The organism is Brevibacillus nitrificans (genome assembly GCF_003710965.1).
GTDB lineage: Bacteria > Bacillota > Bacilli > Brevibacillales > Brevibacillaceae > Brevibacillus > Brevibacillus centrosporus.
The window spans coordinates 953,008-974,077 of record NZ_RHHU01000003.1 but is presented as its reverse complement, the minus strand read 5'-3'; the positions used below and the strand labels follow the sequence as shown (position 1 = coordinate 974,077).

Here is a 21,070-nt window from a genome sequence, read left to right as displayed (position 1 = left end):
ACCTCTTCGGTGGTCTTTGCTTCGAAAAAATCAAAGAATGAGGTGTGCGTATGTCAAATGCCGCTGCTGAAGCGCAATCACCCGAGACGGGCACGAACCTTGGATACAAACAGGAGCTGAAGCGAGCTCTTACTTTCAAGGATCTTGTCATCTACGGTTTGATCACGATGCTTCCGATCGCTCCGATTCAAGTGTATGGAATGATTGCGCATGAAACATTTGGAATGGTTCCCATCGTTTATCTGGTAGGCGTCATCGCAATGGTCTTTACGGCACTCAGCTACAGCAAAATGAGCCAGGAGTTTCCCATCGCAGGTTCGGTTTATTCGTACGTACAGCGCGGTTTGAACCCTCATGTCGGGTTTGTCACCGGTTGGCTGATCGCTGTCGATTATTTAATGGCTCCTGCTTTGCTGACCGCATTTTCTGCGTTGTGGCTAAACAGCATTTTTCCTGCTATTCCTACGCCTCTTATCGTTTTGGTATTTTTAGCCATTAATACATTTGTTACGGCGCGAGGCATTACACTGACAGCCACAACGAACAAGATTTTTCTCTTTTTTGAGATTGCCATCCTTCTTGCATTTATGGTTCTTGCGATCAAATTCGTGTTTATTGACGGCCATGGAGCAGGGGGCTTCTCCCTGGCACCGTTGTTCCAAGCCGACAAGATTGACCTTGGGTTTATCGCGAGTGCAGCTTCGATCGCGGTTCTGGGTTTCCTAGGCTTCGACGTCATTTCTACCCTGTCTGAGGAAGTGAAAAATCCCGGCAGAACGGTTGGACGAGCTACCGTGTCCACCCTTGTGCTGATCGGTGTGATTTTTATGTCGCAAACCTATCTGGCTGCGCTGGCACATCCCGATTACACCAACCTTGACCCAGATATGGCTTACTTCGATATCGCACGTGAAGTTGGGGGAGCGTTCCTGTACTACGCATTCATTCTGATTGCCGTTGCCGCAGTGGGGATTGCAAACGCTTTGGCGATTCAATCTGCCATCTCCCGCATTATCTACTCGATGAGCCGCGACAAGCTGCTTCCGATGTCAGGCTTCTTGGGGAAAATTCACCCGAAATACAAAACACCGTTCAATGCTACCATTTTTGTAGGGACGGCTTCGTTTTTCATTGCGATGTTCATGCCGATTGAAACGATCATTCAGCTGGTCAACTTCGGTGCGCTGACTTCCTTTATGGTTCTGAATCTATCCGTTTTTGCTTACTTCTTCGTGAAGAAAAGAAAGAGAGACATGAAAGGCTTCATCAACTACTGCTTGCTCCCATGGCTCGGTTTCCTTGTCATCGGATTTGTTTGGTGGGGTTTTGACTGGAAGACTTTTGCGGTAGGAACAAGCTGGATGATTGTAGGAGTAATTCTGCTTGCATTCAAAACCAAAGGATTTAGAGAGCTTCCGCCAACGATGCGAGATCTGTAGACACCTGGCACCTGGGTGCAACGAAAAAGACAACGACTGCAGGGTTCCTACCACACCCTGCATGCCGTTGTCTTTTCATTTTGTTTAGGCGTTAAAAGTACGTGCTTGTTGGGTGCTTCGGTAGCGGATGACCATCACGATCGCACCGAGCAGCACGAGAGCGAGTAAGAAGAAAAGGCTTTGGAACGCAAGCTGTACCGGAAGATTCTTTTCCCAGCTTAGAAGCAATCCGCAAAGGGCAACGGCAAAGGAGCCACCGAGAAATTGCGACAGCTGCAAGAGTCCCATCCCCGCGCCTATCATTTCCTTCGGCAGGATTTGTGTAACCTCATTGGAGAGGGTAGAGGTAACCGTGGAAAGAGAAGGCGCAAACAGTATATAAGTGAGTAATATGACAATAGGTGATTGTGGTAGAAGTACCGCAGTTAGTAGAATGGAAAGAAAAAGAAAAAAATGGGCGCCGAGCAAAAAACGAAAATTTCCATGCTTGTCAATCAAGCGTCCAATGAACGGGATGACGATACTGGACAATATCGCCCCAGGAAAAATCATAAGTCCAATGGCTGCAGCGCTTTGATGGTAAACCTGCGCGAGTACCAAAGGCATCAAAAACAGGTTGGACATATTCAAGATGAATGCACAAAAGCCGATGATGACAAGCTTTCGATAGCCTGCATGCGAGAGTAAGGATGGATGAATGAAAGGCTTTTCTTTTTGGCGCAGGTGGCGGATATTCGAGACAATCGCAGCGATCCCTATCAACAAAAAGAGCAAAGACAGCTGAGTCAAGGCGATCAACAAGCTTGCCGTAGCAACGATAGTCAAAAGGGCACCCGCAAAATCGAATTGCAGCCCTGTAGATGTCTCCTTGGGCAGCAGCTGCCACAGAACGGGAATCAAAACGAAGACCAGGCAGATGATTACAAACAGTCCATGAAAGCCCATTACCTGCGTGAGGGCGCCACCTATGACTGGACCTAAGCCGAAAGCCAAAATGCTGCCCGATGCCAGAACCGTGATGGCCCTGCCCCTCCGCTCTGCGGGTATGTAACGGCTGGCCAAAATCATCCCGAGTCCGGGGACAGCCCCAGCGCCACAGGCTTGCAGGAGGCGCGCGAGCAGAATCAGGAAAAAACTGTCCGCCATGTAACCGATAATAGAAGAAACACCAAGGATGGAAAGTCCAGTAGTAAGCAGGCTGCGGATCGGGAGACTGTCGGAGAGTCTGCTGAAAATGATCGTGGAAAGAGCGAAGACGATGGAGTACCCGGAAACGATCCAGGAGCCGAGCCCGGCATCGATATGCAAAGCCGTAATGATACTGGGCAAAGAAACGTTGAACATCGTCGTATTCATTAATACGAGGAATGATCCGATTGCCCAAATGGGGATCGTGATTCTATCGTTCATAGGACACCGCCTTCTTCTCCCTTATTCTAGACTTGCTTCTCACCATGATCGAAAGGAGTGTTACTGACTTGCTGAAAGGAATCAAAGCTAGTGTTCTAGATCTCTCTCCTATCTATCAAGAAGTCGCCCCCCATTCTGCCCTGCAGCAATCGGTAGTGCTCGCGCAAACGGCAGAAGCACTGGGCTATTCGCGATACTGGGTCTCTGAGCATCATGACATGCCACAATTTGCCTCGTCAACTCCAGAAGTGCTGCTCGCGCACATCGGAGCAAAGACAAGTCGTATCCGAATAGGTTCAGGAGCGGTGCTGCTGCCCAATTACCGCCCGTATAAAGTCGGGGAAGCCTTTGCCCTGTTGGCAACGCTGTACCCGGGAAGGGTCGATCTAGGAATAGGACGTGCACCTGGTGGGTCTGCTCATGCCTCCTTGGCCATTAGTGGCAGCTTTCTCGCGCAAGTGGGAAAGATGGAGGAGCTTGTGGGGGACTTGTCCGCTATTCTGGGGAATGAATTTACCGTGGAAGGGCAGCCTGTGATCGCACGGCCCATCCCACCTGCTCCTGCACAGCTATGGATGCTCGGCACCAATCGCAAAAGTGCAGAGCTTGCTGCAAAATTCGGGTCTGGCTACGTATTTGGCCACTTTATGAGTGAGCAGCCTGGGGAAGAGGCCATTTTGCATTACCGCGAACAGTTTCGAGCCACTCGCCATCATGAGAAGCCGCAAGTTATTTTGGCTGTCAGTGTGTATTGTGCGGCAACTGAGGAAGAGGCATCCAGAATGATCCGTGAAAAAAAGGAAGGGAGCCGCTCCAGCAAAATGATCATAGGCACATCGAAACAGCTGGCGCCCATTTTGGATGAGCTCGTCGCGAAATTTCGTGCAGATGAACTCATGATCATCACGGACGTTCCCGATTATCAAAAGCGGCTGGGATCTTACAAGCGGCTGGCGCACTTGGTTTTTTCCTTGGGAAGTATTGTGTAAATCAGAACATCTTTACCAGAAAAATATGGTTGAAAATCTCATGGACTTTTGCGCAACTCTCGGTTACTATAGCGTAGCAAAGAGTTGAATGTAACGGGCGAAAGAAGGATAGACCATGATTCGATCATACTTGCTGTTGCTGTTTTGTGTTACGCTGTGGGGGAGCAATTTTGTATTCGGCAGCATGCTGGTCAAAGAATTTCCTCCCCTGTTTTTGGCAGATGTTCGACTGATGTTTACGTCACTGTTTTTACTCTGTTATGCGTGGATCACAAAGAAATTCGTGAAAATCAAGCCGAGAGAGTGGGGACTATTGGTTTTGCTTGGTCTGATTGGGACGTTGGCGAATCAGACTGCCTATTTCAATGGCTTGCTTACCACGGATGCAACAACGGCTTCCCTGATCTTATCGATGGCACCCATTGTCACAGCCATATTGGCCTCCCTGTTTTTGAAAGAACAGTTTACCAATCGCATGAAGATTGGCTCTGCTCTGGCTCTTCTGGGAACGTTTTGTGTAGTGGGCATCGGTGCAGGACTTACGATCTCCAAAGGTGTCATGCTGATTCTGATTGCGATGGTGACCTTTTCCTCATCGATGATCATCATCCGCAAGCTGACAGAGACGATGCATCCGTTTATCTCGACCGTGTATTCCACGACAGTAGGTACTATCTTTCTCACCCCAGCTGCCTTCCTCACACTTGATCGGACATCCGTGATCAGCCATGAGTTTTGGGCGTGGGCCATGCTCATTTTGACAGCGATTTTTATGCAGGGGATTTGCGGGCTGGTATGGAACCAGCAGCTCCAGGTAGTAGGCACGGGAAAAGCTGCCATTTTCCTCAATTTGCAGCCGTTTGTAGCCATGCTGGTTGGTTTTCTTCTGCTTGGCTCCCAAGTAACCGCTATTCAAGTAGGAGGATCGCTCTTGATCGTGACCGGGGTTATCGTCGCGACCGTTCGTTCTCGAAAAGCATCGACGAGACAGACAGAGCTGGTGGCAGAACGAACAAAATCCATGTAAGTAGGTAATAGCGCAAGCTCGCAGGAAGTTTACATCCTGTACGGGTTTGCGCTTTCTTGATGGAAGCACACCGGAACAATTTGCGAAAAATACAGACAATTGAAAAGAAGTTGAAGGATAAATTCGATTTTCGTGGAACTGGTTGATTGGAGGGAAACAACGAGAGGGGGATGACAGCGTATGATCTTGGATTATTTGCAAGTGCAGTCCGCTTATCAGATGAAAGTAGTGCCTGGACAGAAGAAATGGACGTTCCTCAGCAAAATTTCGGGCTCTGCACAGCTGTGGAGCTGGGAAGAGTCAGGTCCGGTGCAAATCACCTCTCTGCCTGATCGAGTCGTAGAGTATGACCATTCTCCTTGCGGTACAAAAACGATTGTAGGAATGGACTGCAAAGGGGATGAACGCCAGCAGCTATACCTGCTGAACGGCCAGGGAGAGGTGATCGCATCACTCACGAACTCTCCGGAGCATTTTCATTATTTCGGTGGCTGGTCTCCAAATGGGGAAAAGATTGTTTGGTCCAGTAACCGGCGTCATCCACGCTGCTTTGATTTGTTTGTGCAGGATGTGGCAAGCGGCGTGATCGAGGAAGTCTTTGCCTATGACGGCCGATGCGTCCCGATTGGCTGGCTGCCAGATGGCAAGCAGATCGTTTTTAGCGTGCAGGAAACGAATATCGACAACGCACTGTACCTCTTGGACGTCCAAACGAAAACAGCATCGAGATTGCCGATTTGCAGTGTCCCTGCGCGATTCCAGTCATTGAAAATGACTGCGGACGGAAACGGGGGGTATCTTGTCACAGATCGCGGCGAAGATACGATGGGCTTGTACCGGTTTACCTTTGATAGCCCCGAGTTAGAGCGCATTGTCCACATTCCCGGCTGGGACATAGAAGAAATCGTCCTGTCAAAGGATGAGCAGCAGATTGCATTCACGACAAACGAAGGCGGCATCTCATCCTTATCGTTATATTCCGTACCAGAACGTACATACGAGAAGGTCGAAGGGACTCCCTTTGGCGTAATCCAGTCACTTTCCTGGCTGTCGGATGAGCAACTGACATTTACGTTGAAAAGCCCTACGATGCCAGGAGACATCTGGACCTATACGCTTGCAGCAAAAGCATACGAGCAGATTACAACGATTGGCAGGTCCGAGGCGATTGAGCAGACGCTCGTGACACCGGAACTGAAAACCTTCCGCTCCTTTGACGGCTTGGAAGTACCTTACTTCTTCTATTCCAAAGGACAGGCACGGAATAAACCGGTTGTCATTCACGTGCACGGTGGGCCGGAGAGTCAGATACGCGCCGAATATCATCCCGTTTTTCAATATTTGGCGAATCAAGGCTTCATCGTCGTCGCACCAAACGTGCGTGGCAGCATGGGGTATGGCCGTACCTACGTGCAGCTGGATGACAAGCGGAAGCGGATGGACTCCGTAGCGGATCTTGCCTGGCTGGCAAAGGACCTGTCCAACCAAGAAGAAGTGAATGGGCACGCAATCGGTATCATGGGACGCAGCTATGGCGGCTTCATGGTACTGGCGGCATTAACCCATTATCCGGATCTATGGGCAGCTGGCGTCGATATTGTAGGGATCTCACACTTCCGGACCTTCCTCGAAAACACGGGGGAGTGGAGACGCAAATTACGGGAAGCAGAGTACGGTTCGCTCGCTGAAGACAGCGAGTTTTTTGAAGAAATCGCTCCGCTCAATCATTCCGCTCGAATAAACGTCCCCTTGCTCGTATTTCATGGCCGCAACGATACGCGCGTCCCTGTCAGTGAAGCAGAGCAGCTAGTAGCGGACATGAAAGAGAGGGGACAGCTGGTCGATCTTCACATTTTTGAAGATGAAGGACACATGACTGAGAAACTGGAAAATCATATCACCATGAATCACAAAATATCCGAGTTTTTTCTGCATCACCTGGCGAATTCCCATTCAGAAGAGGAGTGAAGGACGATGGTACAGGACAAACGAGGCATTACGGCGGAAGATTTTTATCGAATTCGGTATGCGAGTGATCCGCAGCTTTCTCCCGATGGAAGGAAAGTCGTGTACGTGCAGTCGATGGTGGATGAAAATCGCGCTTACCAAACGCATCTGTTTCTTCAATCTTTACAAGACCAAACGGTTACAGCGCTCACAACGGGTGAGGTACGTGACTCCTATCCTCGCTGGTCGCCCGATGGCTCCACGATCTGCTTTGTTTCCAAACGTTCGGGAAAATCGCAAATCTGGCTGATCGATGTGAACGGGGGAGAACCAAGGCAGCTGACAAGATGCAGAACAGGAGCGGGTAATCCGGTGTGGTCCCCCGACGGGAAGCGAATCGCTTTTTCATCGACACTTTCGCCGGATGATTCGTTTGCTGACCTGGAAACCGACGAGAAGAAGGAATTGCCCAGAAAAGCAATCGTGGTTAACCGGATGATGTACAAGTCGGATGACGCTGGCTTTGTCTATGATACCAACAAACAGATTGCTGTGGTAGAAGTGGAGACCGGAGAAATCACACCACTGACGGAAGGGAAGTATCAGCACACCGTAGGGACATGGTCCCCAGACGGCGAGTGGCTGGCGATAACGGCGAATCGTGTGGACAATACGGATCTGCATCTTGCTATGGACGTTTATCTTGTACCTGTAGCAGGTGGAGAATGGAAAAAGCTGACCAATAGTGCAGGAACCTTTTCAAACCCTACCTGGTCAGTTGATGGCAAGAAGCTGGCGTATATCGGAAACGAATCTCCCACGCGGATGATCGCCACTCAAAAGAGCCTCTGGGTGACGGATCTGGAAAAGGGAACACAGACTTGCATCACGGCGAACTGGGATGCTCATGTAGGTGATTGCACGATTGGAGACGTACGCTCTCCCGGCCACCCGAACCCAGGCGGAGTTTGGACAGAAGACGGTCAAGGCCTGTATTTCATCGCGAGTGAACGAGGGGATTCGGGTGTGTATCATACGACATTGGACGGCAAGATTACCCAAGTCGTAGGCGGCGCTCGAAACATTTACGGATTTAGTCTCAATGAACAGAGCCAAACCGTCGTACTGGCTGTCAGCGATACGCGTACGCCCGGAGATTTGTTTGCATCGAATCTATCGACAGGTGAGGAAGTTCGTCTGACGGACGTCAATCACGATCTGATGGAAGAGCTAGCGTTGCCTGAGCCGATCGAGCTGGAATATCAGGGGGAAGATGGCTGGAAGCTTCACGGCTGGCTGTTGAAGCCAGTGGGCTTTCAACCTGGTGAAAAATACCCGATGGTCCTGCAAATCCACGGGGGTCCACACTCCATGTATGGAAATACGTTCTTCCATGAGTTCCAGCTGCTCGCGGCAAAAGGCTATGCAGTCTTGTATACCAATCCGCGGGGGAGCTTGGGCTACGGTGACCAATTTGTCCAAGCGTGCTGCGGAGATTACGGTGGAAACGACTACCTCGATTTGATGAGTGCGGTCAAATTCGCATGCCAAACGTTTGATTTTATTGATACGGAGCGGCTAGGTGTTGCAGGCGGCAGCTACGGGGGATTCATGACCAACTGGATCATCGGCCAAACGAATCTGTTCAAAGCAGCGGTTACGGATCGCAGCATTTGCAACTGGCTTAGCTTTTACGGGGTGAGCGATATCGGGTACTATTTCACAGAGGAAGAGATTCAAGGCAATCCTTTTACCAATCCAGAGAAGCTTTGGCAGCACTCCCCGATTCGTCATGTCGCCAAGATGGAAACGCCTCTCCTGATCATGCATGGTGAACAGGACCATCGCTGCCCGATCGAACAGGCAGAGCAGCTGTACATCGCTTTGCAGCATCAGGGAAAGGCACCGGTCAGCTTCATTCGTTTCCCAGGGGCGAGCCACGAGCTATCCCGCAGCGGAGATCCGGAACAGCGGGTTTTGCGCCTGCAATACACAGGAGAATGGTTCGATACGTACCTGCACCAGACGGAAAAAGTAGTGATGGAATAGGGGCTTTGTTTGCTCTAATCAAAAAAAGGAACGTGTATTGCGTTCCTTTTTTAATCATTTAATACCAAGTTTTCCGATATGTTGACAGCGATTACAATCTTGCAAGATCATGGATGAAAGCGTTTTCATAATAGAATTTTTATTCTGAATAAACTGAAAAATATAATTGAATCTATATCTGAATATTCGTATACTCAAAATATGGATTTTTACCAACATATTGAGAGGGGAATCCGAATGCTGAATCATTGGTTTACTCAGATAGAATCGATGTATGAGCAAATGGTCGAATGGAGAAGACATCTGCATCAATATCCAGAACTATCTTTTCAGGAAGTAGAGACACCAAAAATGATTGCAGGCATTCTGGAGAGCTACGGGATTGAGGTGAAGACGCAGGTCGGTGGTAGAGGCGTCGTCGGAACCATTCGTGGAGCGAAGCCTGGAAAGACGATTGCCTTGCGCGCAGACTTTGATGCCCTCCCGATTCCGGATGAAAAAGAGGTTCCGTATAAGTCAAAAGTGCCAGGTGTGATGCACGCATGCGGACATGATGGACATACGGCAACTTTGCTCGCTGTAGCAAAAGTGTTGAGTGAGAACCGCGACAAGCTGGCAGGTAATGTGGTCCTTTTGCATCAGCACGCGGAAGAACTGAATCCCGGCGGAGCGATCGGAATGATAGAAGACGGTTGCTTAGATGGAGTAGATGTCGTGTTCGGCACCCATCTCACTTCCCAGGCACCCACCGGCACCTATTTGTACGCAAAAGGCTACGCGATGGCTGCAGCAGATGCGTTTGAGATCGTGGTGCAGGGCAAAGGCGGACATGGTGCTTCACCTCACGAGACAGTCGATGCCGTAGCGATTGGAGCACAGCTTGTGGGTCAGCTCCAATATATCGTGAGCAGGCAGATTAACCCACAAAAGGCCGCTGTTTTGTCGGTAGGCTCCTTCCATGCAGGAAACGCGGGCAACGTCATCGCAGATTCAGCGGTACTCAAAGGAACCGTCCGCTCGTTCGACGAGAATGTCAGAGAGCATATGCAGCGGGAAGTAACCAACATCGTGAACGGAATCAGCCAGGGGCTGCATGCCGATTGCCAGTTGAAATACGAATCAGGCTATCCTGCTGTTTTCAATCACGCAGAGGAGACCGACGCGTTCCTCGAAGCGCTCAAGACATTCACCGATGAGAATCAGCTCATAGAAATGACGCCCATCATGGGAAGTGAAGATTTCTCCTACTATTTGCGAGAAAGACCAGGCATGTTCTTTTTTACAGGTGCACGAAATGAAGACACAGGCGCTCATTACCCGCATCATCATCCAAGATTTGATTTTGATGAGCAAGCGATGGTACACGCAGCGAAAGCACTGACCGCACTGGTCTATCATTACGCCGTAGAAAAGGAAACAAAGCCTGTTCCCGAACCGGCAGTCTAATACTGAATAACGATCACTAAGACGGGGGTGTGTGAGGCTTGGAAAAAAACTTTCTCGAAGTAGATAAGCTCCAGACTGCGTTTCAAACCGATAAAGGCGAGGTCATCTCCGTAGAGGAAGTGAGCTTTCAGCTTCGGCCAGGAGAAACGATCGGAATCGTAGGTGAATCTGGCTGCGGGAAGAGCGTGACCTCCCTATCTCTCATGAGACTCTTGGGCCATTCCGGCGTGATTAAAAAGGGGTCTATCACTTTTAACGGGAGAGACCTGACAAAAGCCACAGAAGCAGAAATGCGCAGCATTCGAGGGAACGAGATTTCGATGATTTTCCAGGAGCCTATGACTTCTCTGAATCCTGTCTTTACAGTAGGCAACCAGATGCTAGAGTTGATCAATCTTCACATGAAGCTGCCAGCAAAAGAGGCGAGAGCTTACGCGATCGAGATGCTGACCAGAGTCGGGATCCCACGTGCATCGGAGATCATCGACGAGTATCCGCACAAGCTATCTGGCGGGATGCGGCAGCGGGTCATGATCGCGATGGCGCTTTCCTGTAAGCCAAAGCTGTTGATTGCAGACGAACCGACGACGGCATTGGACGTGACGATTCAGGCACAAATCCTGGAGCTGATGAAAAAGCTCCGAGACGAATCGAATACGGCGATCATGATCATTTCCCATGATTTGGGAGTGATCGCGGAAATGGCGGACAAAGTCATTGTCATGTACGCCGGACAAGTAGTGGAAGAAGCAGACGTATTTACTTTGTTTGATGACCCCAAGCACCCATACACAAAAGGTTTAATGGATTCCATTCCCCACCTAGAGCACGACAGCGATCAGAGACTTTTCTCGATTCCAGGTACGGTACCGACGATCCACAACATGCCAAAAGGCTGCCGTTTCCACACGAGATGCCAGTACGCTACCGAAAAATGCGCACACGAAAAGCCGCCTTTACTTCCGATTCAGCCTGAGAGCGACCACCGGGTTCGCTGCTGGTTACAACAAGATGATCCGCACAGAGCCCAGATCCAACCGAGGACAGAGGTGATCGCATGAGTCTGATAAAATCCGACGAACGAACCCCTTTACTGGAAGTACAAAACCTGAAAAAGTATTTTCCTATCAAAAAGGGGATTATTTCTCGCACAGTCGGTCAGGTAAAAGCCGTAGACGGTCTGAACCTGACGATTTATGAGGGAGAAACGATCTCTCTTGTGGGAGAATCCGGGTGCGGAAAATCGACCACAGGACGAGCAATCGTTCAGCTGGATCCCCAAACAGAGGGGAAAGTCATTTTCAAAGGCAAGGAGCTTAGTTCTTTGTCGTCCCTGGAGCTGCGAAAAATTCGCACAGACCTCCAAATCATTTTCCAGGACCCTTACTCCTCTTTGAATCCGAGAAAGCGAATTGGGGATTTGCTAGCAGAACCGCTGCTCGCCCACAAGCTGGCCGATAAAAGCGAGGTTTCGAGAAAGGTCGATGACATTCTGGAAATCGTAGGTCTCTCGAAATATCACAAAAGCCGCTATCCTCACGAGTTTTCCGGTGGCCAAAGACAGCGGATCGGGATTGCGAGAGCACTGATTTTGCAGCCGAAGCTGATCGTTTGTGATGAACCGGTATCTGCCTTGGACGTTTCGATTCAGGCGCAAGTGCTCAACCTGCTGAAAGATTTGCAGAAGGAATTTCAGCTGACGTACTTGTTCATCGCACACGGTCTTGGTGTCGTCAAGTACATAAGTGACCGCATCGCCGTCATGTACCTTGGCAAAATTGTAGAGCTGGCAAAGACGGAGGATATCTTTAAAAATCCCCGTCATCCTTACACGCAGGCACTTCTTCATGCGTACCCCATTCCAAATCCGCATCTGCGAAACAGGGAGCGGATCGTCATGGAGGGGGACGTGCCAAGTCCGGCAAATCCGCCAAAAGGCTGCAGCTTTCATGCACGCTGCCCGTTGGCACAAGACATTTGCCGTTCACAGGCTCCAGCACTGCAAGGCGACGAGCATACCGTAGCCTGCCATTTTCCACTAGGCTGACAGAAAGGAGAGGGGATACCTTGTTTCAATACATCGTACGAAGACTATTAATCGCGATACCTGTCCTCTTTGGGGTTACCGTCTTTAGCTTTTTCATCGTAAACCTGGCGCCTGGAAACCCGGTTGAAATGTTTGTAAACCCGGATACGACCCAAGCTGATATTGAACTGAAAAAAGAAGCATTGGGATTGAATGATCCGATCTATGTTCAATACTTCCGCTGGCTCGGCAATTTGGTTCAAGGAGATTTCGGCTATTCCTTCTCGACATACGAGCCGGTACTCAACATGGTGTCTTCCCGGATTGGTCCGACGCTGCTCCTGATGGGAACCGCTTTGATCGTCGCCTATCTCATTGCCATTCCGATTGGTGTTTTGAGCGCGACGAAGCAGTATTCCTGGTTGGATTATCTGTCGACATCGGTCTCTTTTCTAGGCATTTCCATTCCTCACTTTTTTCTTGGGCTCGGTTTTATTTACATCTTCGCCGTCCAGATGCATTCGCTGCCAACAGGAGGTATGAATACGCTCGGCAGTGAAGGAGGATTCAGCGATACCTTCAAGCATCTGATCATGCCGGCGTTGGTGCTCGCTGCAGGGATAGCAGGAAGGATGGTACGTTACGTTCGCTCGAGTATGCTGGACATTCTCGGTCAGGATTATTTGCGTACAGCTCGATCCAAAGGGCTGCGGGAATTCTTTGTGATTAACAAGCACGGATTCCGTAACGCCTTGATTCCGATCATTACGGTAATCGGTATCGACGTGTCTGTCCTGATTGGTGGTGCAGTTGTTACCGAACAGATCTTCCAATGGCCTGGACTCGGACAGCTGACGATTCAATCGATTGGCTCTCGCGACTATCCGACGCTTATGGCGATCAACTTCCTGGCAGCAATTGCCGTACTTTCTTCCAACTTGTTGGCGGATATCTTCTACTCAGTAGCAGATCCACGAATTAAGTACGATTGATGACGAATGTTGGAGGGGAGGGACAGCTATGTCGATGGCAAATGTAAACACGGAGAAGGACATTCCGTTGTCAAATGTTCAAGCCCAACTGGGGGCAGAGGAAAGCTACATGCGCATGATCACCAAGCGCTTCCTCAAGCATAAACTCGCTGTGCTTGGCTTGATTGTTTTTTGTTTGATTATTCTGTCAGCCGTTTTCGCCCCGTTGATCTCCCCGAGTGATCCATATGAGATTTCTGGGGAATTTGCGGCAGCGCCATCAGGCGAACATATGCTGGGAACCGATCAGGTGGGACGTGATCTTTTGAGCCGTCTGATCTATGCGTCTCGAGTGTCACTCTCTGTTGGGGTTGGGGCCGTTGCGATTTACGTCGTGATCGGAACCGTCTTGGGAGCGATAGCCGGCTACTTTGGAAAATGGGTAGACATGGTGATCATGCGCGTTACAGACGTTTTCATGTCTTTCCCTTATCTGATGGTCATTCTGGTCCTTGTCAGCATCATGGGTCCAGACCTTTATAACATCATTATCGTGTTAGGTTTACTCGGATGGCCAGCTATTTGTCGGATTGTCCGAGGGAGCGTCCTTTCTATTAAAGAAATGGACTACGTCAAGGCGGGTGTTGCACTTGGCTACTCCACACCGAAAATTGTCTTTCAGCACATTTTGCCGAACTGCTTGGCTCCCATTCTGGTCAATGCGACCTTTGGGATTGCGCAGGCCATTATCATGGAGGCTTCCCTCAGCTTTTTGGGGATGGGCGTTCAGCCGCCTACAGCGAGCTGGGGCAATATGCTGACAGAAGCGCAATCGTTAACAGTGTTGTCATCTCAACCTTGGCTGTGGGTTCCGCCGGGCATGATGATCTTGCTCGCTGTACTCTCCATCAACTTCATGGGAGACGGCTTGCGGGATGCGATGGACCCGAAAAGCTTGAAGTAAAAAGGGTTGGGTGAAATAAAAAAATAGGGGGGTCTATGAATGAAACGAATCAATCGAAGCATCAGTATTGCAGCAGTTGCCTCACTCTTGCTGCTCGCAGGCTGCGGAGGCGGCAATACAGCGACGAGTGGTACCGGTAGCACTGCCGCACCGACAAACAGTGGTGGCTCAACTACCAGCGCGGCTGGGAAAACGATGTTCCTCGGCCTGGTCAATCCGCCCATTCTCTTTAACCCGATCAACAGCGCGGACGTAGCCTCTCAGTTTGTAGAAAAATTCATGTTCGACTCCTTCCTCGAGATGGAAGCGCCGCTGAAGTTTGTTCCGAAGCTGGCTGATTCTTTTGAAACAACTGACAACCAAACCTTTACCATCAAAATTAACAAGGATGCCAAATGGTCGGATGGCAAACCGGTAACGGCAGAGGATGTAGCCTTCACGTTCAATTTGATCGCGAATCCAAAGGTAGAGATTTCTGTAGGCAGCTATCTGTCGATGTTTGAAGGCACGAAGGACACAGGGAAGCTGGAGGATGGGAAAACTGAGCTGCCTGGTGTCAAAGTCATTGACGAGAAAACGATTGAGTTCAAGACCAAAGCTCCTGTCGATCCGAATATGATCAAAGAGCAGCTGGGTACCAAGCTGATGATCTTGCCGAAGCACGCGCTTGAGAAAATTGATCCAGCCGCCTTGTCGCAAGATCCATTCATGCAAAAGCCAACGGTAACGAACGGCCCATTCAAGTTTGTTCAGTACAAAAAGGACCAGTACGTCGAGTTTGAAAAGAACCCAGACTACTACCTGGGAGCACCGCAGCTTGATAAAATGTTCATCAAAATTATGCCTGCACCAAACCTCGTAGCGCAGCTGCAAACAGGCGAGCTGCAAATGAACATTGGTAACGGAATCGGGAAAATTCCACCGCAAGATTACGAGACAGTGAAAAAGTTTGAGAACGTAACGACGAAGAGCGAAGCGCAATACGGCTTCCAAACGATGATGTTTAACACCGAAAAAATCACAGATCCTCGGGTACGCCAAGCGATCACGTATGCGCTCGACCGTCAGCAAATTGTAGACAAACTGCTGCGTGGCTACGGTGAAATCGTGGATGGACCGTACACTTCTGTAAGCCCGTATCTCGACAAAAACCTGGAGAAGTACAGCTACAACGTAGAGAAAGCGAAGCAGCTGCTGCAAGAAGCGGGTTGGGACTTCAACCATGAGCTCAACTTTGTCGTTCCACTCGGCAACAAAGTTCGCGAGCAATCCGCAGACATTTTGACGCAAAACCTGAAAGCGATCGGATTGAAAGTCAAAGTATCTACGTTTGACTTCCCGACCATCATGCAAAAAGCAAAGGCTGGAGACTACGAGCTGCTGTTAATGGGACTCACCTTTACACTCGACCCGGAAATATCCTCCCTGTACAGCTCGATTGGATCCTTTAACTTCATGAAATACAACAATCCAAAAGTGGATGAGCTGCTCCTGAAAGGGAAAGCAGAAGCGAATCCAGACAAACGCAAAGAAATCTACAACGAGCTGCAAGCGATTTGGAATCAAGATGTACCTTTGATTTCCTTGTACTCGGATAGTGACTTCTTCGCCTACTCCAAACAGGTTGCCACTGGGGAACCGAAAATTTTCGGATTCCACAATCACCTTGAAAAATGGTCCATGGGAGGCGCTCAATAATGGAAAAAGAACAGCTGGTCAGCATCGTCAAGGAAAGTGTGCCAGGTGCGATCGAAACGCTCAAGGAGTATTTGCGATTTCCGACCATATCGGCGCAGCACAAAGCGATTCCAGAAACGGTTGAGTTCGTTGCCAAAATGATCACGTCTGCTGGCGGCGAAGTACAGATTCTCGATGAGTTAGGTGGAAACCCTGTCATCTACGCGTTTTTTGCGGCGGGTAGTGAAGGCGATGCTTCGAAAACCTTGCTGTTCTACAATCACTACGATGTTCAACCTCCAGAGCCATTTGCAGAATGGAACTCGGAGCCATTTGATCCGGTCATCGAAGACGGGAAATTGTTTGCACGGGGGGTCGCCGATAATAAAGGCGACCTGGTTGCCCGGCTGACTGCCATTCAGATTTTAAATCGTGAGCTTGGCGGATTGCCATGCAACATCAAGTTCATGATCGAAGGCGAAGAGGAGATCGGAAGTCCGAATCTGGAGCCGTATTTAAAAGAATATCAAGAGCTGTTTGCGGCTGACGCATGCATCTGGGAGTTCGGCTCCAAGGACGAGGAAGACCGCATCAGCATGGTAGCAGGGATCAAGGGCATGGCATACATGGAGTTGACTTGCGTTGGTGCCGATATCGACATGCATTCCTCCGTGGGAGCCTATGTGGATAATGCGGCATGGCGCCTGGTGCAGGCATTAGCCTCCATGAAAAACAAGCAGAACGAGATTTTGGTCGAAGGCTTCTTTGACGGCATTGAAGAGCCTACGGATGGAGAGAAACAGGTCGTAGCGGAGCTTCCTTTTGACGAAGAAGCCGTGAGCAAGCTGTATGGTCTCAAACGACCTCTTATCACGGCCGAGAAGGGAACCGATCCACGTGAAGCGATGGTTTTCCATCCCACGATGACGATTTGCGGATTGGAAAGCGGCTACACGGGAGAAGGGGCCAAAACGGTTCTACCGAAGAGCGCGAAGGCAAAAGTAGATTGCCGCTTGGTACCAGGGCAGGACCCACAGCATATTCTCGCTTGCATTCAAAAGCACTTGCTGGCCAATGGCTTTGACGATGTGAAGGCGACGATGATCAATGGTCAGAAGGCGTATCGTTCCGACTTCCATCATCCGTTTGTCGCTCATGTGCTCGACACTGCCAAAGTCATCTATGAAAAGGGCCCGGTTCTCGCTCCGAATTCAGCGGGTACAGGACCGATGTTCGCCTTTGGAGAAACGCTGAAGCTGCCGATCGTCAGTACCGGTGTGGGCTGGGTAGGCTCGAAAGCGCATGCTCCCAACGAATCCATTCGACTGCAGGACTTTGAGCAAGGGATTGCCCATATGGTCCTGCTGCTCTCGGGATTTGCGGCAGCACTGACAGGAGAAGAAAGAAACGTAGAAGCGTAAGTAGATAAGAAGGGGGAATAGGCGGATGTTGTCTGATTTGTTCGCAAGATTGGAACAGCTTTACCCCGAATTGGTGAATATTCGACGCGATCTCCACATGCATCCGGAGCTTTCCTATCAGGAAGTGAATACCCCGCAAAAAGTAGCCGATTATTTGCGAGCACTTGGACTTACGGTCAGGACGGAAGTCGGTGGACGAGGAGTCGTTGGACTTTTACGTGGCGGCAAGCCAGGAAAGACGATCGCTCTGCGTGCAGACTTTGACGCACTGCCCATTCAGGACGAGAAACAGGTCGAGTACAAATCTCGCGTCCCTGGAGTCATGCATGCTTGCGGACATGACATACACACGTCGGCCTTGCTTGGTGTCGCACACGTTTTGAGCGAAGTGCGAGAGCAAGTGCCTGGGAACGTCGTATTTCTTCATCAATTTGCAGAGGAGATGCCTCCCGGTGGCGCAAAAGCCATGATTGAGGACGGCTGCCTCGACGGAGTAGATGAAGTTTACGGTGCGCATGTGTGGTCTACAGAGCCGTATGGAACGATTGGAGTGACAGACGGCTATACGATGGCTGCTGGCGATGGCTTTGAGATTGACATCTCAGGAAAAGGCGGTCATGGCGGACAGCCGCATTTGACGATCGATCCTCTCGTGGTAGGATGTCAGCTGGTGGTGAATTTGCAGCAGATCGTGAGCAGGCGAGTAGATCCGATTGAACCTGTCGTCCTGTCCGTTGGATCAATCCACAGCGGGCTTGCAGCAAATGTCATTCCCGACACCTGCCACATCAACGGGAATGTCCGTACCTTCAATCAGGAGGTCAGAGGCTTCGTGGAGCAGCAGATTCGCCAGATCACGGAAGCTACCTGCGAAGCGGCGGGTGCTGTCGGAACGGTTCGCTATCGTTCTGGCTATGACGCTGTTTGGAATCATCCCGAGCAGACACAAGTCGTTCGCAGGCTGTTTCAACATCTGATAGGCGAGGAAAACGTAAAAAACCTGGATCCAAGCATGGCGAGTGAGGATTTTACCTATTACCTGCAGAAAGTCCCGGGTACCTTCTTCTTTGTAGGTGGACGTAATCCGGAGATCGGGGCCACGTATCCGCATCACCATCCCATGTTTGATGCAGATGAACGAGCCATACTGTTGACTGGCAAAGCGTTTCTTTCCATCGTTTTTGGGGGCGACGCATCGTCCTTTCCAAGTCCTATCGAGTCTGCAACTGCGCAAGGCTAAACGGAAATGTTAGGCTAGGCTGGACACATGAAAACAGAGACCTCGCTAGCTGGCGGGGTCTTTGCCTTTCACAGAGTGCACGTATGTATAACAGTTGCGAGGTGGACTTTCTTTTTCAAAAACAGGTACAATCGAAGGGAGGAAAGCATGTAAGGGAAATGTAAGGAGGCGAAGGGCATGAGTAGCGACACAAATGGTTACAAACTGGCTACCTTTGCGGGTGGATGCTTTTGGTGCATGGTCAGCCCGTTTGATAAAATGCCAGGCATTCAGAAAGTGATCTCTGGCTATACAGGCGGGACAGTGGAGAACCCGACGTACGAGCAGGTTTGTTCCGGTACGACGGGTCACTATGAAGCAGTCCAGATTACATATGATCCGGCAAAATTCTCTTATGAAGATTTGCTGCAGCTATTTTGGCGGCAAATCGACCCGACTGATGCTGGTGGACAGTTCGGGGATCGAGGACAATCCTATGCACCAGCCATTTTTTATCACGATGAAGAACAGCGTCGCCTAGCTGAGGAATCGAAGAAGCAGCTGGACGAGAGCGGACGTTTCCAAAAGCCGATCGCCGTATTGATCCTGCCTGCCATGACGTTCTATCCTGCAGAAGAGTACCATCAGGATTACTACCAAAAAAATCCTGTACGCTACCAGTACTATCGGGAAGGTTCCGGCCGTGCGAAATTTACGAAGGAAGCTTGGCGTGATCGCGAAAAGCAGGCAGAGCTGAAGCAACGACTGACACCCTTGCAGTATGAAGTGACTCAGAATAGTGGAACGGAGCGTCCCTTCACCAATGAGTACTGGAATCACATAGAAGAAGGAATTTACGTCGATATCGTTTCGAACGTGCCGCTCTTTAGCTCGCTGGACAAGTTTGATTCCAATTGTGGCTGGCCATCTTTTACACAGCCGATCGATCAAGTAGTAGTCACCGAGCACATGGACCTGACGCATAATATGATACGTACCGAGGTACGGAGTAAAGACGCGGATTCCCATTTGGGGCACGTGTTTGAGGATGGTCCCGGTGAGAATGGACTTCGTTATTGCATCAACTCGGCTGCGCTTCGATTTATTCCAAAAGATCGCTTGGAAGAGGAAGGCTTTGGCGAGTACAAACGTTTGTTTGAAAAATGATCAAAAGACCGTTGGCTTCCCAAAGGGGGAGATTGGCGGTCTTTTTTATTCAAGAGAAGGTGCTTCCATGAAACTGACCGAACGCGCGCTCTGATATGAAAACTATAGTTATATAGGTAATAAGTATAGACGGAATTGTGAGAGTGTATAGAATAATGAAAAGTCGTAAAGTATAATGAAAAAAATACAATAGAGATAAAAAAGAGAGTGGAGAGAGATGCAGTGAATACCGTTGAAAAAATCAGTAAATTTGTAGGAGGCACTTTTTCGATCTGGGTAATCTTGTTTGCGATCTTCGGATTTTTTGCCCCTGAAGCATTTGTGGGAGGAAAAGGATACATCTCCCTCCTGCTCGGTGTCATTATGTTCGGGATGGGATTGACCTTGTCCTCGGAAGACTTCCGGGAAGTGTTTCGTCGCCCGGTGGATGTGTTGATCGGGGTGGTTGGCCATTATTTGATCATGCCATCGCTCGCTTTTATCCTGGCCGTAGTTCTACAGCTTCCGCCTGACATTGCCGTTGGTGTTATCTTGGTTGGCTGCTGTCCGAGTGGTACGGCCTCAAACGTCATGACGTATTTGTCCAAAGGAGACGTGGCTTTGGGTGTATCCATCGCTGCTGTATCGACCCTGATCGCACCGCTGGCAACGCCTGCTCTGATTTCCTTGCTTGCCGGTCAATGGATGAATATTAATACCCAATCGCTGTTTATGGATATCGTGACGGTCGTGATTGTGCCGATCGTTCTCGGAGTTATCGTCAAGGCGTTGTTTCAAAAGCAAGCTGCTGCGAGTGCAAAAGCGCTGCCATTGGTTTCAACGATCGCCATCGTCCTGATCGTAGCGATCGTGGTAGCTATTAATAAAGGAAAAATCGTAGAAACGGGACTTATGATTTTTGCCGTCGTCATCCTGCACAATGTACTTGGCTATTTGCTGGGATATGGCTTTGCCAAGCTGTTTGGATTGAATCTTGCCAAAAGAAAAGCGGTTACCTTGGAAACTGGCATGCAAAACTCTGGTTTGGGAGCTGCTTTGGCAGCTGCCCACTTCAACCCGCTTGCAGCTGTGCCAAGTGCCATCTTTAGCGTGTGGCATAATATTTCTGGTTCTGTCCTCGCTACCTGGTTCGCCAAAAAGGAAGAGAAATAGCGGGAAACATGTCAACAAAGCAGCCTTCGCCCTCGCCAGTCATGCCTGGAGGGAGCGAAGGTTTTTTGTGACCATAAACTGCGGAAACCTGTAACGAAAACGGGTGGATGTATGTCATAATGATTACGTACGATAAAGGTAACAGGTACGAACACCCAGACCGGAC

General features: G+C 49.8%; 16 protein-coding genes. 15 read left to right on the top strand and 1 reads right to left on the bottom strand.

Annotation, left to right across the window (positions count from 1 at the left end; all coding sequences use genetic code 11):
• The first annotated feature begins 50 nt into the window (after positions 1-50).
• The gene (locus EDM59_RS06440) at positions 51-1,439 is read left to right on the top strand and encodes an APC family permease (RefSeq protein WP_122922840.1); all 1,389 of its coding nucleotides are present in this window, start codon (positions 51-53) and stop codon (positions 1,437-1,439) included.
• A gap of 84 nt (positions 1,440-1,523) precedes the next feature.
• Here EDM59_RS06440 and EDM59_RS06435 read toward each other — a convergent pair whose 3' ends face one another.
• Entirely contained in the window at positions 1,524-2,849 is a 1,326-nt protein-coding gene (locus EDM59_RS06435) for an MFS transporter (RefSeq protein ID WP_122922839.1), read from the bottom strand.
• A 68-nt stretch (positions 2,850-2,917) separates the two neighbouring features.
• Here EDM59_RS06435 and EDM59_RS06430 point away from each other — a divergent pair, with 68 nt between their 5' ends.
• The 14 genes from EDM59_RS06430 to EDM59_RS06365 all read left to right on the top strand — a co-directional run bounded on the left by EDM59_RS06430 (position 2,918) and on the right by EDM59_RS06365 (position 20,904).
• Complete coding sequence (locus tag EDM59_RS06430) at positions 2,918-3,838, top strand: MsnO8 family LLM class oxidoreductase (protein WP_342769193.1); 921 nt, start codon at positions 2,918-2,920, stop codon at positions 3,836-3,838.
• Positions 3,839-3,953: 115 nt separating this feature from the next.
• Positions 3,954-4,865, top strand: a complete 912-nt coding sequence (locus EDM59_RS06425) for a DMT family transporter (protein WP_122922838.1) — start codon at positions 3,954-3,956, stop codon at positions 4,863-4,865.
• Between the two features lie 180 nt (positions 4,866-5,045).
• Positions 5,046-6,833 (top strand): S9 family peptidase, encoded by a 1,788-nt coding sequence (locus EDM59_RS06420; RefSeq protein ID WP_122922837.1) that lies wholly within the window; start codon positions 5,046-5,048, stop codon positions 6,831-6,833.
• A gap of 6 nt (positions 6,834-6,839) precedes the next feature.
• Positions 6,840-8,861, top strand: a complete 2,022-nt coding sequence (locus EDM59_RS06415) for a S9 family peptidase (protein ID WP_122922836.1) — start codon at positions 6,840-6,842, stop codon at positions 8,859-8,861.
• 237 nt (positions 8,862-9,098) lie between these two features.
• On the top strand, positions 9,099-10,307 hold the full coding sequence (locus EDM59_RS06410) for a M20 family metallopeptidase (RefSeq protein WP_122922835.1): 1,209 nt from the start codon (positions 9,099-9,101) through the stop codon (positions 10,305-10,307).
• 38 nt (positions 10,308-10,345) lie between these two features.
• Positions 10,346-11,368, top strand: coding sequence for an ABC transporter ATP-binding protein (locus tag EDM59_RS06405; RefSeq protein ID WP_122922834.1), 1,023 nt, complete (start codon positions 10,346-10,348; stop codon positions 11,366-11,368).
• Positions 11,365-12,354 (top strand): ABC transporter ATP-binding protein, encoded by a 990-nt coding sequence (locus tag EDM59_RS06400; protein ID WP_122922833.1) that lies wholly within the window; start codon positions 11,365-11,367, stop codon positions 12,352-12,354. The genes EDM59_RS06405 and EDM59_RS06400 overlap by 4 nt, the downstream gene beginning before the upstream one ends.
• A 20-nt stretch (positions 12,355-12,374) precedes the next feature.
• A complete protein-coding gene (locus EDM59_RS06395; protein WP_122922832.1) occupies positions 12,375-13,325 on the top strand; it encodes an ABC transporter permease in 951 nt (316 codons plus the stop codon).
• Between the two features lie 28 nt (positions 13,326-13,353).
• A complete protein-coding gene (opp4C, locus tag EDM59_RS06390) occupies positions 13,354-14,268 on the top strand; it encodes an oligopeptide ABC transporter permease (protein WP_122922831.1) in 915 nt (304 codons plus the stop codon).
• A 39-nt stretch (positions 14,269-14,307) separates the two neighbouring features.
• Positions 14,308-15,966 (top strand): ABC transporter substrate-binding protein, encoded by a 1,659-nt coding sequence (locus EDM59_RS06385; RefSeq protein WP_122922830.1) that lies wholly within the window; start codon positions 14,308-14,310, stop codon positions 15,964-15,966.
• Positions 15,966-17,366 (top strand): M20/M25/M40 family metallo-hydrolase, encoded by a 1,401-nt coding sequence (locus EDM59_RS06380; RefSeq protein ID WP_122922829.1) that lies wholly within the window; start codon positions 15,966-15,968, stop codon positions 17,364-17,366. Before EDM59_RS06385 ends, EDM59_RS06380 begins: the two co-directional genes overlap by 1 nt.
• Positions 17,367-17,391: 25 nt before the next feature.
• Positions 17,392-18,606, top strand: a complete 1,215-nt coding sequence (locus tag EDM59_RS06375) for a M20 metallopeptidase family protein (RefSeq protein WP_122922828.1) — start codon at positions 17,392-17,394, stop codon at positions 18,604-18,606.
• Positions 18,607-18,783: 177 nt separating this feature from the next.
• Positions 18,784-19,752, top strand: a complete 969-nt coding sequence (gene msrA / locus EDM59_RS06370) for a peptide-methionine (S)-S-oxide reductase MsrA (protein ID WP_122922827.1) — start codon at positions 18,784-18,786, stop codon at positions 19,750-19,752.
• A 222-nt stretch (positions 19,753-19,974) separates the two neighbouring features.
• A complete protein-coding gene (locus EDM59_RS06365) occupies positions 19,975-20,904 on the top strand; it encodes a bile acid:sodium symporter family protein (RefSeq protein WP_122922826.1) in 930 nt (309 codons plus the stop codon).
• Positions 20,905-21,070 lie beyond the last annotated feature (166 nt).